General features: G+C 73.5%; 14 protein-coding genes. 6 read left to right on the plus strand and 8 right to left on the minus strand.

The window, feature by feature from the left end; genetic code table 11:
* Positions 1-5: 5 nt before the first annotated feature.
* Complete coding sequence (locus ABZX11_RS31250; RefSeq protein WP_354919636.1) at positions 6-638, minus strand: NUDIX domain-containing protein; 633 nt, start codon at positions 636-638, stop codon at positions 6-8.
* A gap of 113 nt (positions 639-751) precedes the next feature.
* On the opposite strand from ABZX11_RS31250, the gene nadA reads away from it, so the two are divergent.
* From nadA to ABZX11_RS31270, 4 genes are all read left to right on the plus strand, one after another.
* Positions 752-1,762 (plus strand): quinolinate synthase NadA, encoded by a 1,011-nt coding sequence (gene nadA, locus ABZX11_RS31255; protein WP_176175766.1) that lies wholly within the window; start codon positions 752-754, stop codon positions 1,760-1,762.
* On the plus strand, positions 1,759-3,402 hold the full coding sequence (locus ABZX11_RS31260) for an L-aspartate oxidase (protein WP_354919639.1): 1,644 nt from the start codon (positions 1,759-1,761) through the stop codon (positions 3,400-3,402). The genes nadA and ABZX11_RS31260 overlap by 4 nt, the downstream gene beginning before the upstream one ends.
* Complete coding sequence (gene nadC, locus ABZX11_RS31265) at positions 3,399-4,292, plus strand: carboxylating nicotinate-nucleotide diphosphorylase (protein WP_354919642.1); 894 nt, start codon at positions 3,399-3,401, stop codon at positions 4,290-4,292. The genes ABZX11_RS31260 and nadC overlap by 4 nt, the downstream gene beginning before the upstream one ends.
* Positions 4,293-4,380: 88 nt before the next feature.
* Positions 4,381-5,517, plus strand: a complete 1,137-nt coding sequence (locus tag ABZX11_RS31270; RefSeq protein ID WP_354919645.1) for a S8 family serine peptidase — start codon at positions 4,381-4,383, stop codon at positions 5,515-5,517.
* A gap of 220 nt (positions 5,518-5,737) precedes the next feature.
* On the opposite strand, the gene ABZX11_RS31275 is transcribed toward ABZX11_RS31270, so the two are convergent.
* The 6 genes from ABZX11_RS31275 to ABZX11_RS31300 form a co-directional block, all read right to left on the minus strand.
* Entirely contained in the window at positions 5,738-6,091 is a 354-nt protein-coding gene (locus tag ABZX11_RS31275; RefSeq protein ID WP_354919648.1) for a hypothetical protein, read from the minus strand.
* Positions 6,088-7,356 (minus strand): alpha/beta hydrolase, encoded by a 1,269-nt coding sequence (locus ABZX11_RS31280; protein WP_354919651.1) that lies wholly within the window; start codon positions 7,354-7,356, stop codon positions 6,088-6,090. Before ABZX11_RS31280 ends, ABZX11_RS31275 begins: the two co-directional genes overlap by 4 nt.
* 16 nt (positions 7,357-7,372) lie before the next feature.
* Positions 7,373-8,671, minus strand: coding sequence for a WXG100 family type VII secretion target (locus ABZX11_RS31285; RefSeq protein ID WP_354919654.1), 1,299 nt, complete (start codon positions 8,669-8,671; stop codon positions 7,373-7,375).
* The gene (locus ABZX11_RS31290; protein WP_176175773.1) at positions 8,668-9,054 is read right to left on the minus strand and encodes a hypothetical protein; all 387 of its coding nucleotides are present in this window, start codon (positions 9,052-9,054) and stop codon (positions 8,668-8,670) included. Before ABZX11_RS31290 ends, ABZX11_RS31285 begins: the two co-directional genes overlap by 4 nt.
* Positions 9,055-9,157: 103 nt before the next feature.
* A complete protein-coding gene (locus tag ABZX11_RS31295; protein ID WP_003057455.1) occupies positions 9,158-9,460 on the minus strand; it encodes a hypothetical protein in 303 nt (100 codons plus the stop codon).
* 18 nt (positions 9,461-9,478) lie between these two features.
* Positions 9,479-9,823, minus strand: a complete 345-nt coding sequence (locus ABZX11_RS31300; protein ID WP_152603733.1) for a WXG100 family type VII secretion target — start codon at positions 9,821-9,823, stop codon at positions 9,479-9,481.
* Positions 9,824-10,040: 217 nt separating this feature from the next.
* Here ABZX11_RS31300 and ABZX11_RS31305 point away from each other — a divergent pair, with 217 nt between their 5' ends.
* Together ABZX11_RS31305 and ABZX11_RS31310 are read left to right on the plus strand one after the other, a co-directional pair.
* Complete coding sequence (locus ABZX11_RS31305) at positions 10,041-11,030, plus strand: hypothetical protein (protein ID WP_354919658.1); 990 nt, start codon at positions 10,041-10,043, stop codon at positions 11,028-11,030.
* 31 nt (positions 11,031-11,061) lie between these two features.
* The gene (locus tag ABZX11_RS31310) at positions 11,062-12,477 is read left to right on the plus strand and encodes a long-chain fatty acid--CoA ligase (protein WP_354919661.1); all 1,416 of its coding nucleotides are present in this window, start codon (positions 11,062-11,064) and stop codon (positions 12,475-12,477) included.
* A gap of 28 nt (positions 12,478-12,505) precedes the next feature.
* Here ABZX11_RS31310 and ABZX11_RS31315 read toward each other — a convergent pair whose 3' ends face one another.
* Complete coding sequence (locus ABZX11_RS31315) at positions 12,506-12,949, minus strand: YdeI/OmpD-associated family protein (protein ID WP_176175776.1); 444 nt, start codon at positions 12,947-12,949, stop codon at positions 12,506-12,508.
* Between the last annotated feature and the right edge of the window lie 12 nt (positions 12,950-12,961).

Genomic DNA, 12,961 nt, shown 5'->3' on the forward strand with positions numbered 1-12,961 from the left:
CACGGTCACCTCGATGGCGGCTTGAACACCGCGAACGGATCCGTGATCTGCATGCCCTTGCCGGCGAAGGAGAACAGTGCCGCCGGACGCCCACCCGAGCGGCCCGGCGGCGCCGTGTGCCCCGTCGGCACCAGCAGCCCGCGCCGCGACAGCACCCGCTGCAGGTTGGTCGCCGAGACCCGGTAACCCAACGCTGCCGAATACAGCCCGCGCAACGCGGAAATCGTGAACTCGTCGGGTGCCAGCGCGAACCCCAGGTTGGTGTAGGACAGCTTCGACCGCAGCCGGTCGCGGGCGCGCAGCACGATCGCCTCGTGGTCGAACGCCGTCCGCGGCAGCGAAGCGACGTCGTGCCACTCCGTGTCCTCCGGCACCTCCGGGTCGACGTCGGACGGCACCAGGCCGAGGAACGCCGTCGCCACCACCCGCGGCCCCGGGACGCGGTCCGGCGCGCTGAACACCGCGAGCTGCTCGACGTGCTTGAGCTGGCGGACGTCCACCTTCTCGGCGAGCTGGCGCCGGATCGACGTCTCGACGTCCTCGTCGAGCCGCAGCCGGCCGCCCGGCAGCGACCAGCGGCCCAGGTGCGGGTCGAGCGCGCGGCGCCACAGCAGCACCCGCAGTGTGTCCGAGCGCACTTGAAGGACCGCGCCCAAAACCTCGTGGACCAAGGGGGCCTGGGTGTTAAGATGACTTCGCACGGTTTTCGATTGTAAGGCGAAAACCGGAGATCGGTCCAGGAGGGCCAACCATGACTTCGACGCTCGATCAGGACCTCACCCCCTACGGCGGGGTCGAGGCGAACGCGGCCTGGGCGGAGGAGGTGCGGCGCCTGGCGAAGCAGCGCGACGCGGTCCTGCTCGCGCACAACTACCAGGTCCCGGAGATCCAGGACATCGCCGACCACACCGGCGACTCCCTCGCGCTCAGCCGCATCGCGGCGAGCAGCGACGCGTCCACCATCGTCTTCTGCGGCGTGCACTTCATGGCCGAGACCGCGAAGATCCTCGCCCCGGAGAAGACCGTCCTGATCCCGGACGCGCGGGCGGGCTGCTCGCTGGCCGACTCCATCACCGGCGCCGAGCTGCGTGCCTGGAAGGCCGAGCACCCGGGCGCGGTGGTCGTCTCCTACGTCAACACCACGGCCGAGGTGAAGGCCGAAACCGACATCTGCTGCACGTCCTCGAACGCCGTGGACGTCGTCGCCTCCATCCCCGCTGACCAGGAAGTTCTCTTCCTGCCCGACCAGTTCCTCGGCGCCCACGTCAAGCGCGTCACCGGCCGGGAGAACATGCACATCTGGGCCGGGGAGTGCCACGTCCACGCCGGCATCAACGGCGCCGAGCTGGCCGCGCGCGCGGCCGAGGAACCGGACGCCGACCTGTTCATCCACCCCGAGTGCGGCTGCGCGACCTCGGCGCTCTACCTGGCCGGCGAGGGTGCCGTGGCGCCCGACCGGGTCAAGATCCTGTCCACCGGGGACATGGTCCACGAGGCCCGCGACACGCGCGCCAAGACCGTGCTGGTGGCCACCGAGATCGGCATGATCCACCAGCTCCGCAAGGCCGCGCCGGGCATCGACTTCCGCGCGGTGAACGACCGGGCGTCCTGCCGGTACATGAAGATGATCACGCCCGCGGCGCTGCTGCGCTGCCTGCGCGACGGCCTCGACGAGGTCCACGTCGACCTCGAGACGGCCGCCCGCGCGAAGGCCTCGGTGCAGCGGATGATCGAAATCGGGCAGCCCGGCGGCGGCGAATGACCACGCCGGTTAATGACCCACGGGCGAAAACCCCGGTCTGGGAAGCACGCGCCGACCTGGTCGTGATCGGCAGCGGCGTCGCGGGGCTGACCGCGGCGCTGCGGGCGCAGGCCCTCGGGCTGCACGTCCTGGTGATCACCAAGGCCGCCGTCGCGGACGGCAACACGCGCTGGGCCCAGGGCGGCGTCGCCGTGGTCATGGAGAACGAGCACGACCTCGACGACTCGGTCGCCAGGCACGCGGAAGACACGTTCACCGCCGGCGCCGGCCTGTGCGACGAGGCGGCGGTGCGCTCGATCCTCGACGGCGGGCCGGCCGCGGTCGCCCGGCTGCGGGCCGACGGCGCGCGCTTCGACGCCGCGGCGTCCGGCCTGCTCGCGCGGGCCCGCGAAGGCGGGCACAGCGCCTTCCGCGTCATCCACGCCGGTGGCGACGCGACCGGCGCCGAGGTCGAACGCGCGCTGGTCGCGCAGGCCGGGCAGACGGGGGTGCCGGTGCTGGAGCACCACATCGCCGTCGACGCGCTGCGCACGCCCGGCGGCCGGGTCGCCGGCGTCACGGTGCTGGACCACCACGGCGTACCCGGCGTCGTCCGCGCGCCGGCCGTGCTGGTGGCCAGCGGCGGCCTCGGGCAGCTCTACCAGGCGACGTCGAACCCGGAGATCGCCACCGGCGACGGCATCGCCCTCGCGCTGCGGGCCGGTGCGACGGTGGCGGACATCGAGTTCGTCCAGTTCCACCCGACCGTGCTCTACACGCCGGGCGCCCGCGGCCGCTGCCCGCTGGTCACCGAAGCGGTGCGCGGCGAGGGGGCGACGCTGGTCGACGGCGCCGGCCTGCCGGTGATGCGGGGTGTGCACCCGCTCGGCGACCTCGCCCCGCGTGACGTCGTCTCGGCGGCGATCACGCGGCGGATGCTCACCGCGCCGGGCGGCATCGACGACCACGTCTTCCTGGACGCGACCGGCATCGAGGGGTTCGCGCAGCGGTTCCCTACGGTGTTCGGGGCGTGCGCGGCGCTGGGTCTCGACCCGGCCGTCGACCCGATTCCGGTGACCCCGGCGGCGCACTTCTCGTGCGGGGGCATCGTGACCACTGTGGACGGTCGCTCGTCCGTGGCCGGGCTGTACGCGGCCGGCGAGGTCGCGCGCACCGGGCTGCACGGCGCGAACCGGCTGGCGTCCAACAGCCTGCTCGAAGGGCTGGTCGTCGGGCAGCGCGTGGCGGAGGCCGTCGCGGCGGACCTCGCGGCCGGGCTGCTGGCCGACCCGGCGCGCGGGCGCCTGCCGTCGTGGACCACCGCGCCCGCGGCGGAACGCGACTCGCTGCAGCGCGTGATGAGCCGGTACGCGGCCATCGGCCGGGACGCCGACGGGCTGGCGGCCGCCGGTTCGGTGCTCGATCTCTCCCTTTCGGACACTCCGTTGTGGACGCACGCGGCGGTCGAGGACGCGGCGCTGACCGTGGTGGCGCAGGCGATGCTCGCCGCGGCCGTCCGGCGCACCGAGTCGCGGGGCTGCCACGTGCGGACCGACTTCCCGGACCGTGACGACGCTTGGCGGCGCAGCCAGCTGATCCGGCTCAGCCCCTCCGGCCAGCCCGTGCTGGCCGACCCGATCCCCCTGGAGGGCGTGGCATGACGTTCCCGATCTCCGACACCGTCCGCCGGCTGGTCGCGGCCGCCGGGCTGGACGTCGACGACGTCGAGCGCGTGGTCACCACGGCGCTGGGCGAGGACCTGCGGTACGGGCCGGACGCGACGACGGCCTCGACGGTGCCCGCGGCCGCGGCCGCGGTCGCCGAGCTGACCCCGCGCGTCGACGGCGTCGTCGCCGGGCTGCCGGTGGCGCTCGCGGTGTTCGACATGGTCCTCGGCGACGGGTACGAGGTGCTGGCCCGGCGCGAAGACGGTGACCGGCTGGTCGCCGGGGAACCGGCGCTGGTGCTGGCCGGTCCGGTGCGCGGGCTGCTCACCGCCGAGCGCACGGCGCTGAACCTGCTGTGCCACCTCTCCGGCGTCGCCACCGCGACCGCCGCCTGGGTGTCCGAAGTGGACGGTACCGGGTGCGCGATCCGCGACTCCCGCAAGACGTTGCCGGGGCTGCGGCTGCTGCAGAAGTACGCCGTCCGCTGCGGCGGCGGGGTCAACCACCGGCTGGGACTCGGTGACGCGGTGCTGATCAAGGACAACCACGTCGTCGCGGCGGGTTCGGTGACCGCGGCGCTGGCCGCGGCCCGTGCGCACGCGCCGGAACTGGCCTGCGAGGTCGAGGTCGACACGCTCGACCAGCTGGACGAAGCGCTGGCCGCCGGGGCGGACGAGGTGCTGCTGGACAACTTCACGCCCGAGCAGTGCCGCCGGGCGGTGGCGCGCCGCGACGAGGTTTCGCCGAAGACGCGGCTGGAATCCTCTGGTGGGCTCACCCTGGACCGTGGTAGGGCGTACGCACTGTCCGGTGTGGACTACCTGTCGGTGGGCGGGCTGACCCACTCCTCGCCGGCGTTGGACCTCGGCATGGACCTGCGCTGAGGCGTGCCGGGCGGCTAGACTGGCGGTGGCGGAATTCCTTGTCCGCCACCGTCTTTCGGCTTCGGGGGTTCGGGTGCGGTTACCGGCGGTGCTCGCGGTGGCAGGCCTTCTGACGGCGTCGGGCGTGCTGGGGGCTCCGGCCGCTTCGGCGGAGGGCTGCGCGAACCCGTCCGGCACCTACACCGGCGAGGTCCCGTGGGGCCAGCGCCTGGTCGACCCGGCGCGGCTGTGGCCGCTGACCCGCGGCGACGGCCAGCTGGTGGCCGTGCTCGGCACCGGCGTCGACGCGCAGAACGCGCAGTTCGCGCCCGGCCAGCTCGAAGGCGGCGCCGGCACCGAGCGCACGGACTGCGACGGCCGCGGCACGATCGCGGCCGGGATCGTCGGCGCGCAGCCGGATCCGGCGACGACGTTCGCCGGCGTCGCGCCCGGCGTGCGGCTGCTGCCGATCCGGTACACGGCGGGCGACGGCGGTGACCCGGGCCAGCTGGCCGACGCGATCGACCGGGCCGTGGACCGGCGCGCGAGCGTGATCCTGATCGCCGTGCCCGCGGCGGCCGACAGCCCGGCGCTGTCCGGTGCGGTGGCGCGGGCGCGGTCCGCCGGTGCGGTGGTCGTCTCGGCGGCGTCGGCGACCCAGCAGGGCGCGCGGACTTATCCGACGGCGACGTCCGGGGTACTGGCCGTGGGGTCGGTGAACCAGGCGGGCGAGCCGGTGCAGACGGAAGCGGGGGACTACGTCGGGGTCGCGGCACCGGGCGCGGACCTGGTGAGCACGTCGGCGGGCGCGGGCGGCGCGGCGGCGCACCGCTGGCCGGTGACCGATCCGAGCCTCGCGGCGGGGTACGTCGCCGGGGTCGCGGCGCTGGTGCGGGCCTACCACCCGGAGCTGTCCGGCGACCAGGTCGTCACCCGCCTGACGTTGACGGCCCACCGCCCGCCGTCCGGGGCACACGACCCGCGGCTGGGCTGGGGAGTCCTGGACGCGTACGCGGCGGTGTCCTCGACGCTGCCCGCCGACGTCCCGCCGCCCGGTGCGGTTCCGCCGTCGGCCTCGGCCCCGGCGGTGGTCCCGGCCGCCGCTCCCGCACCGCCCCCGTCGGACGTCCCGGCGGGCACGATCGCCCTGGCCGGGGTCGCCCTGGCCGCGGCCGCCGGCGTGACGGTGGCCGCGGTCCGCCGCGCCCGCCGCCGAGGCTGGCGCCCCACCCGCTTCACCCCGTAACCCGTGTCGACCCTCCAAACACGTGTGATGCCCCTTCAATCACGAGTGATGCCCGCTCGAGCACGCGAGATACCCCTTCCGGCACACGAGCTCCGGTGATCGGGGACGGGATTCGCGTGATTGAGGGCGGATCTCGCGTGATTGGCGGGCGAACTCGCGTGACTGGAGGGGCATCACGTGTGACTGGAGGGGCATCACTCGTGATTGGCGGGACGACACGTCAGGCGGGGACGGGGCGGGTGGAGCCGATGATGGTCACCGCGCCGGCGACGTGGATCGTGAAGTCGGCTCCCTCGCGGGTGAAGCGGGTGATCTGCTCGCGGGGGGTGCTGCGGTCGTGGGATGCCCAGCCGGCCTCGTGGAGGGCCGGGATGAGGGACGCCAGGTGACTTTCCGGCGCGGCCGGGTGGTCGACGCGGACGCCGTACTGCCAGCACAGCAGGTGGCCCGGGCTGGTCGGGTCGCAGTCCAGCTCGCCGGACAGGGTCGGGTCCGCCGGGCCGCCGAAGGCGGCCGCGACGTCGTCGATCACCGTGGTCAGCTCGGCCGCCAGGCGGGTCAGTTCCGGGGTCATCGGAGGTCACCGCCCGAGGTGAGCACGCGGTAGATGTTCGTCCACGAGTCGGAACCCGGCTTCAGCACGTCGTTGTGCGACGACACGCCCCACAGCGCCGAACCGGAAGCGTCGTTGCCGGTCGGCAGCTCGGTCACGCCGGGGAAGACGTCCGGGTCCGCGCCGTGGCCGATGCCGGTCCACTCCAGGCCCCACGCGTTGCCCTGCGCGAGCACGATCGGGTCCAGCGGGGCCGTCATCGAGAACCGCTGGACGCCCGCCTGGCTCGCCGGCAGATCGGACGGCGACCACACGCCGTGGCCCATGCCCGCCGACTCCACGTGCAGGACGCGGTCGACGTCGAGGCCGTGGGCCTCGGCCAGCCCGACCGTCGCCCCGCCGTAGCTGTGCCCGATCGCGGTCAGCGAGACGCCGGAGCCCGCGTGGCTCGTGATCTCGCCGCGCAGGTCGTCGGCGAAGTGCTTGAGGTCCGGCGCCATCGCCTGCGCGTACCCCGCGTCCGGCCCCTGCGCCACCGGGCCCTGCGGGAACACCCCGTCGGCCCAGACGACGACCGCCGTGCGCCCGGACGGGTCCGCGGCCACCAGGCTGCGCCCGAGGCCGGCGTAGGCGTCGAAGTTCGACATCTGCGTGTTGACGCCCGGCACGAACAGCCCGACGTTCCGCGTCCCCGGCTCGATGTGCCCGACCAGCTCGACGATCCGCCCGTTGCCGGACGGATCGAACCGCAGGATCTGCCGGTCGTGCGCGAGGATGTCCTCGTACAGCTTGATCCGCGCCTGTGACCGCGCGACCTCGTCGGGATCGGTCAACGCGGCCAGCCGCAACCGCTCGGCGGTCAACGCGTCGGCGACCTTGCCGCGGTTGTCCGCGATCGCGTGCGCCCACGCCCCGGTGTCGGCCGAACCGCCGATCCCGGCCGGGTTTCCCGCGCGGGGCAACGGATCCTCGGGCAGCAGCGCCCGGTACATCGCCGCGACCTGCGCGTCCGCCCGCCGGTAGCCGGCCGCGCAGGCCGTCAGTCCACTTTGGAGTGTCCGGAGCCGGGACACGCTCGATTCGAGCTTCGCGCCCAGCTCCGTCATCGTCTTCTCGAAGGTCTTGGCCGCGGCCGCGGACTCGCTGACCTGGCCGAAGGCGGCGGCGGGCAGCTTCTCGCCCGCCACCGCCGACTGCGCCGTGCCCAAGCTTTCGGCCCGCGAGCCGAACTCGCCCGCCACGGTGTCCAGGCGCGCCGGGGCGACGCGGTAGCCCGCCGCCGTCATCAAACGCTGCCTTTCATCAAACGCTGTCTTCGCCGATGACCGGGGGCGCGACCGGGGCCGACTGGCCCCAGACGTTCTCGGTCTCCACCAGCCACGCCGGGATCCGCCGTCCGGAGCCCATGTCCCCGCCGCCGCCCATGCCCATCGGCATCATGGGCATCATCGGCATCGCGCTCTTGGCCGCCGCCGCGCCCACGGCGCCCGCCGCCCCGCCCGCGAGCCCGCTCAGCGCGTTGCCCGCGCCGCCGTCCCCGGCCAGGCCGGAGTGCGCCGCCGGGACCTCGCCCGGGCCGGTGAGCCCACCGCCGACCGGGACACCGCCGCCGCCGAGCGAAGGTGCGTCACCGCCGCCGATCGGGATGCCGCCGCCGGTGCCGCCTTCGACACCGGCGCCGCCCCCGCCGAGCTTCGTGCCGGGAGGCTGTTCCTTGTCGTCCTTGGGGTCCTTGCCGGTCGCCCACGACGGCACCTTCGGCATGATCGAGCCGAACCGGCCGAACGCGGCGGCCGAAGCCGCGGCGAGCCCGGCGGTGAACATGTCGCCGAACAGCGGGTTCGACGTCGGCACGGTCGTCCCCGGCTGGGTCGTCGTCCCGCCACCGGGCAGCGGGTGCCCGTCGGTGGGGGTGACGACGACACCGGGACCGCCGGTCATGCCGTTGCCGACGAGGCCCGGTGAGCCGGTGCTGCCCGCGCCACCGCCCGCGGGCGGCGTCGCCGGTGTCTGGACGGCGTTCGGCGAAGCCGGGATCGACTCCTCCGCGACGGTGTACTCGCCGGCGAGCTGGGTCATCACGACGATCGCTTTGCCGTGCGCCGACCCGGCGGCGTTCGCGGCGGCCTGCTGCGCTTCGACGTTCGCGATGGCCTGCTGGCGCTGCTGCGCCGCGGCCTGGATAACAGCCGGGGAGGCGTCCGGCGGCAGCAGCGGCGGGTTCACCGCGAGCGCGACGTCGGCCGGGGCGACGTCCGGCACCGAGACCGGCGGCGGCATCTCCTTCTTGGCCTTGACCAGCGCGTCGGCGGCGTCGTCGAGCATCACGTTCATCGCCTCCGCGGTCTGCGCCACCTTCGAGATGCCGTTCGCGAGGTCGATGATCATCCGCTGGTACTGGTCGGCCGCGCCACCTGTCCACTGGCCGGAGAACTCGGTCAGCTCGGCATTGAGGTTGTGGGCCTGCTCGTGCAGGTGCAGCGCGGCGGACTTCCACTTGTCGGCGGCGTGCCGCGCGCTGTTCGGGTCGCCGGCCTGCAGCATCGCATACAGCTGCTGGTGGCTGTAGGCGGCGAAGTTCGTGTGCGCGGTGTTCGTCATCCCTTGCGGCTCCCGTTCGTGTCACCCGCGCCGAGCAGGCCGAGCACCGGGTCGAGCAGGCCGGTGACGGCGCCCGAAGCGTGCAGGTCCCCGGCCACCGACTGGTCCGCGTGCTGGTAGCCGTCGGCGACCGTGGTGGTGACGTCCTGGGCGAACCCGATCGCGCTGCGAACCTGGTCGAGCAGGCCCTGCATCTCCGAGACGGCGGCGCGGTGGGCGTCGGCCAGCGACCCGGCCTCGCCGAACTCGCCGAACAGCAGCGGCTCCTCGCCGAGGGTGAGCAGGAAGTCGTTCGGTTTCGACATCGCGTGGATCTGGGTCTCCAGCTCCCGCACGAAGTCCTTCAGCGATTCCAGGTGGACGTAGTACGACTGGTCTGGCATCGGTCCCGGCTCTCTGGCGCGATGAGGCTGACAGGGGGAAAGCCGGTCGGCCGGTGCGAGCGGGGGGTTTCCCGCACCGGCCGACCGACGTCTGGGGCGCGGGTCAGCCCGCGAACAGTCCCTGGTTGCGGTTCTCCAGCGACTGCTGGAGGTCGTGCGCCTCGCCGACCTTCCCGCCGAACTGCGCGATGATCGCGACGATGTCCGCGGTGGCCTGGCGCAGGCGCGTCTCCGCCTGGCGGGCGGCGTCACCGGCGGAGCTGCCGGAGGCGTACCAGGTCGCGGTGATCGGCTGCAGGTTCTGGTGCAGCTGCTCCAGCTGCGAGGTGAGCGCCTTGGCCTTGGCGGCCAGGGATGCCGAGCTGTGCTGCAGCGCGGCGAAGTTGATTTCGACGACGTCGGCCATGGTGGGCGTCCTCTCGGGTCAGGGGTTGAGGCGGGGGAGCACGCCCGAGCCCTCGAGGGTGTTGCCGACCCCCTGGAAGCTCTGGTGGACGTCGGCGTCACCGCGGCCGTAGTTCGCGTGGCTGGTGTGCACGAGCTGCGACATCGTGTCGAGCTCCTTCACCGCGGCGGACATCTTCTCCTGCAGCCGCCGCTGGAGGTCCCAGAAGGCCACGGCCTGGTCGCCCTTGTAGTTGCGCAGCGCCTCGGTCAGCTCGGACTCCAAGCTGGCCATCGTGGACTTGGCGTTCGTCGCGGTTTCCTCGAAACCCTGGACGGCGCGCGTCATGGCAGCGGAATCTGCCTGGAATCCCGGACTGGACATCGACGGGCCACCTCCTTCCTGAAGCGAATTCCCCTGGCGCGGTGGTCCGCGCGGTGTGAAAGTCACGCTAGAAAAGAGGCCAGTGTGGTCAAACGGCACAACTGCCGGTCGCGCTGACGGCACTATTACCCACGCGAGCGGGGGTAGGGCGGTCCCCACCCGCCGACGGTGGTCCGCTCCAGTGACCGCGAGCCGCCCGGACGCCACGCTTGAGACCATGGCAGACAAGGGAAATCCGCTGGTCACGGTCCAGTCGTGGCACCGCCCGCTGGTGCTGCTCGCCGGGGTGATGGGGGTGCTGTGCGCGGTCTCGCTGCTCGGGCTCCTCTTCGATGATCGCACGCTGGTCAACGCGCCGATCTGGCTCAAGCCGTTCAAGTTCTCCGTGTCGATCGGGCTGTACGCGCTGACGCTGGCGTGGCTGCTGACGCACGTGCGCCGCGGCCGCCGGGCCGGCTGGTGGTTCGGCACGCTGTTCGCCGTCGGCATCGGCCTGGACTTCGTGCTGCTCGTCTGGCAGATCGTCGTCCGCGGCCGCACGCTGCACTTCAACCAGTCCACGCCGATGGACACCGCGATCAACAACGTCGTCGCGGGCGGCGCGTACACCGCGTGGTCGATGACCGCCGCCGTCGCCGTCCTGCTGCTGTTCCAGCGCATCCCGGACCGCGCCCTGCGGTCGGCCCTGCGCTGGGGCGCCGCGCTCGCCGTGGTGGGGATGTACGTGGCGACGCTGATGTTCTCGCCGACACCGGGGCAGCAGGCGGTGCTGGAGGCGAACGGCAAGTACTCGACGTTCGGTGCGCACTCGGTCGGCGTCGAGGACGGCGGCCCCGGGCTGCCGGTGCTCGGCTGGAGCACGGTCGGCGGGGACCTGCGGATCCCGCACTTCGTCGGCATCCACGCCCTGCAGGTGCTGCCGCTGGTCGCGTTCGGGCTGCTCCTGCTGGCCCGCCGCTACCGCGTGCTCGAATCCGACGTCGTCCGCCGCCGGCTGGTCCGGACCGCGGGTGCGGGCTACGGCGGGCTGATCGCGCTGCTCACCTGGCAGGCCGAGCGCGGCCAGTCGATCGTGCACCCGGACTTCTGGACGCTGCTCGCCGCCACCGGGCTGCTCGCGGCCGTCGCCCTCGCGGGCACGCTGTCGCTGCGGTCGCTCCCGCGTCCGCAGGTCGTCTCTGCCGAAATTCTGAGATCCGCACGGTAGACCGGGACGCCCCAGGCGAGAGGCGGTCGCGATGGTCCACCCGCAGGCACTGCTGGACGAGCTGGAACGCGCTCCGGAGGTCCCGGCGTTCGAACACGGTTCGCGGGTGACCACCCGCGGCGAGCTGCGGGAGCTGATCGGCCGGTGCGCCGCGGGCCTGCGGGCGGCCGGCCTCGGCCCCGGCGACGGCATCGGGCTGGCCACCGCCGTCACACCGGAGGGGTTCGCCGCCCTGGTCGCGGTGCACGTGCTCGGCGCCCGCGCGGTCGCGGTGCGGCCCGGGCTGCCGGAGGCCCAGCTGCGGCACATCCTCGGCGACGTCACGGCGGTGGTCGCGGACGGCACGCTGCCGGTGGAGGCGGCGGTGCCGGTGCTGCGGCTGGAGCGGCTGCTGACCGCCCACGCCCACGCCGAGCCGGTGCCGCAGGGGCAGCCGGACGACATCGCGACGGTCGTGTTCACCAGCGGCAGCACCGGCGTCCCGAAGGGGGTGGCCTACAGCTACCGCGCGCTGACCGAAGGCCGCGTGTGGCGCCCGCCGGTGCCGGGTTCGGCGCACGAGCGGCTGGGGGCGGGGTTCGGGCGGTACCTGCTGTTCGGGTCGCTGGCCAGCGCGGTGATGGTGGAGCAGCTGGGGGTGTGCCTGTTCGCCGGCGGCACGGCGGTGATCCCTCGGGAGCTGCCGGACTTCCCGTTCGTGCTGCCGCGGCTGGGCATCACGGCGGCTCTGACGACGGTGCCGCGGCTGCACCGCATGCTGGACGTGCTGCGCGCCGAAGACGTCGACCTGAGCGCGTTGCGGAGGCTGATCGTGGCCGGCTCGCCGGTGCCGCCGCACAAGCTCGCCGAGGCGGCCGAGCGGATCGGGCCCGCGATGCACCACGCGTACGGCCAGACGGAGACGGGGATGCTGACGATCTGCCGGGCCGACGAGGGGCCCGGTTCGGTCGGGAAGCCCTGCGACACGGTGGAAATCGCGATCCGCGATGGCGAGGTGTGGGTGCGGACGCCGTCGGCCTTCGCGGGCTACTGGCGCGACCCGGCCGGGACCGCGGCCGTGCTGAGCGACGGCTGGGTGCGCACGCAGGACCTGGGTTCCGTGGACGCCGAGGGGTACCTGCACCTGTCCGGGCGGGCCCGGGACGTGGTGATCGTGAACGCGATCATCCACTACACCGGCCCGATCGAGCGGGCGATCGCGGCCTGCCCGGACGTCGACCAGGCGTACGTGGTGGCGGTCCCGGATGCGGAGACGGGTGAAGCGGCGCACGCGTTCGTGGTGCCGGCGCCGGGCCGGTCGCCGGACCTGGACGAGGTCCGCAAGGCGGTGGCGGCGGAGCTGGGGGAGGCGGCGGTGCCGGCGCGGTTCAGCTTCGTGGGTGCGGTTCCGGTGGCACCGTCGGGAAAACCGGACAAGGCGGCGCTGCGGGCGTCCGTTCTGGAGTGAACACTGTGGAGTGAACACTGTGGAGTGACTAGCTCCCGGCGCGCAGGTCGGTGATCACCTTGGCGACGCGCCGCTGCCGGGTCTCCGCGGTCTTCGCCTGGCCGATCGGCAGCACGAACCGCTGTTTCGCGCTGTAGGACAGGGTTTCGAACCGGGCCCGGGCGGTGTCGTCGGCGGCGAGCGCCTCCGCGAGATCGGCGGGGATCTCGAGTTCGCGGGGCGCGGTGTCGAGGGCGATCTCGACTTCGACGTCGTCCCCGGCGGCGACTCCGGCCTGCGCTCGGTTCTCCGCGCTGAGCGGGACCAGGAACTGCCCGCCGCGGCTGCCGACCGTGGTGCGGTAGGTGTGGCCGCCGAGCGTCACGGTGACCGCGGGCTTCTTGCCGGCGCCGAGCGCCTCGACCACGTCGGCGGGAACCGGCAGGCCGGTCGCGGTCTTGCCGCCGAGCAGGACCTGGGTGCGGAACTTCATGCCGCGAGTATG

The sequence above is a fragment of the Amycolatopsis sp. NPDC004169 genome (assembly GCF_040610315.1).
Lineage (GTDB): Bacteria > Actinomycetota > Actinomycetes > Mycobacteriales > Pseudonocardiaceae > Amycolatopsis.

Excerpts from the sequence above, each read along its gene's own strand:
- ABZX11_RS31285 (WP_354919654.1), bottom strand. The coding sequence starts at position 8,671 with ATGACGAACACCGCGCACACGAACTTCGCCGCCTACAGCCACCAGCAG.
- nadC (WP_354919642.1), top strand. The coding sequence starts at position 3,399 with ATGACGTTCCCGATCTCCGACACCGTCCGCCGGCTGGTCGCGGCCGCC.
- ABZX11_RS31305 (WP_354919658.1), top strand. The coding sequence starts at position 10,041 with ATGGCAGACAAGGGAAATCCGCTGGTCACGGTCCAGTCGTGGCACCGC.
- nadA (WP_176175766.1), top strand. The coding sequence starts at position 752 with ATGACTTCGACGCTCGATCAGGACCTCACCCCCTACGGCGGGGTCGAG.
- ABZX11_RS31275 (WP_354919648.1), bottom strand. The coding sequence starts at position 6,091 with ATGACCCCGGAACTGACCCGCCTGGCGGCCGAGCTGACCACGGTGATC.
- ABZX11_RS31310 (WP_354919661.1), top strand. The coding sequence starts at position 11,062 with ATGGTCCACCCGCAGGCACTGCTGGACGAGCTGGAACGCGCTCCGGAG.
- ABZX11_RS31315 (WP_176175776.1), bottom strand. The coding sequence starts at position 12,949 with ATGAAGTTCCGCACCCAGGTCCTGCTCGGCGGCAAGACCGCGACCGGC.
- ABZX11_RS31280 (WP_354919651.1), bottom strand. The coding sequence starts at position 7,356 with ATGACGGCGGCGGGCTACCGCGTCGCCCCGGCGCGCCTGGACACCGTG.
- ABZX11_RS31290 (WP_176175773.1), bottom strand. The coding sequence starts at position 9,054 with ATGCCAGACCAGTCGTACTACGTCCACCTGGAATCGCTGAAGGACTTC.
- ABZX11_RS31300 (WP_152603733.1), bottom strand. The coding sequence starts at position 9,823 with ATGTCCAGTCCGGGATTCCAGGCAGATTCCGCTGCCATGACGCGCGCC.
- ABZX11_RS31260 (WP_354919639.1), top strand. The coding sequence starts at position 1,759 with ATGACCACGCCGGTTAATGACCCACGGGCGAAAACCCCGGTCTGGGAA.
- ABZX11_RS31295 (WP_003057455.1), bottom strand. The coding sequence starts at position 9,460 with ATGGCCGACGTCGTCGAAATCAACTTCGCCGCGCTGCAGCACAGCTCG.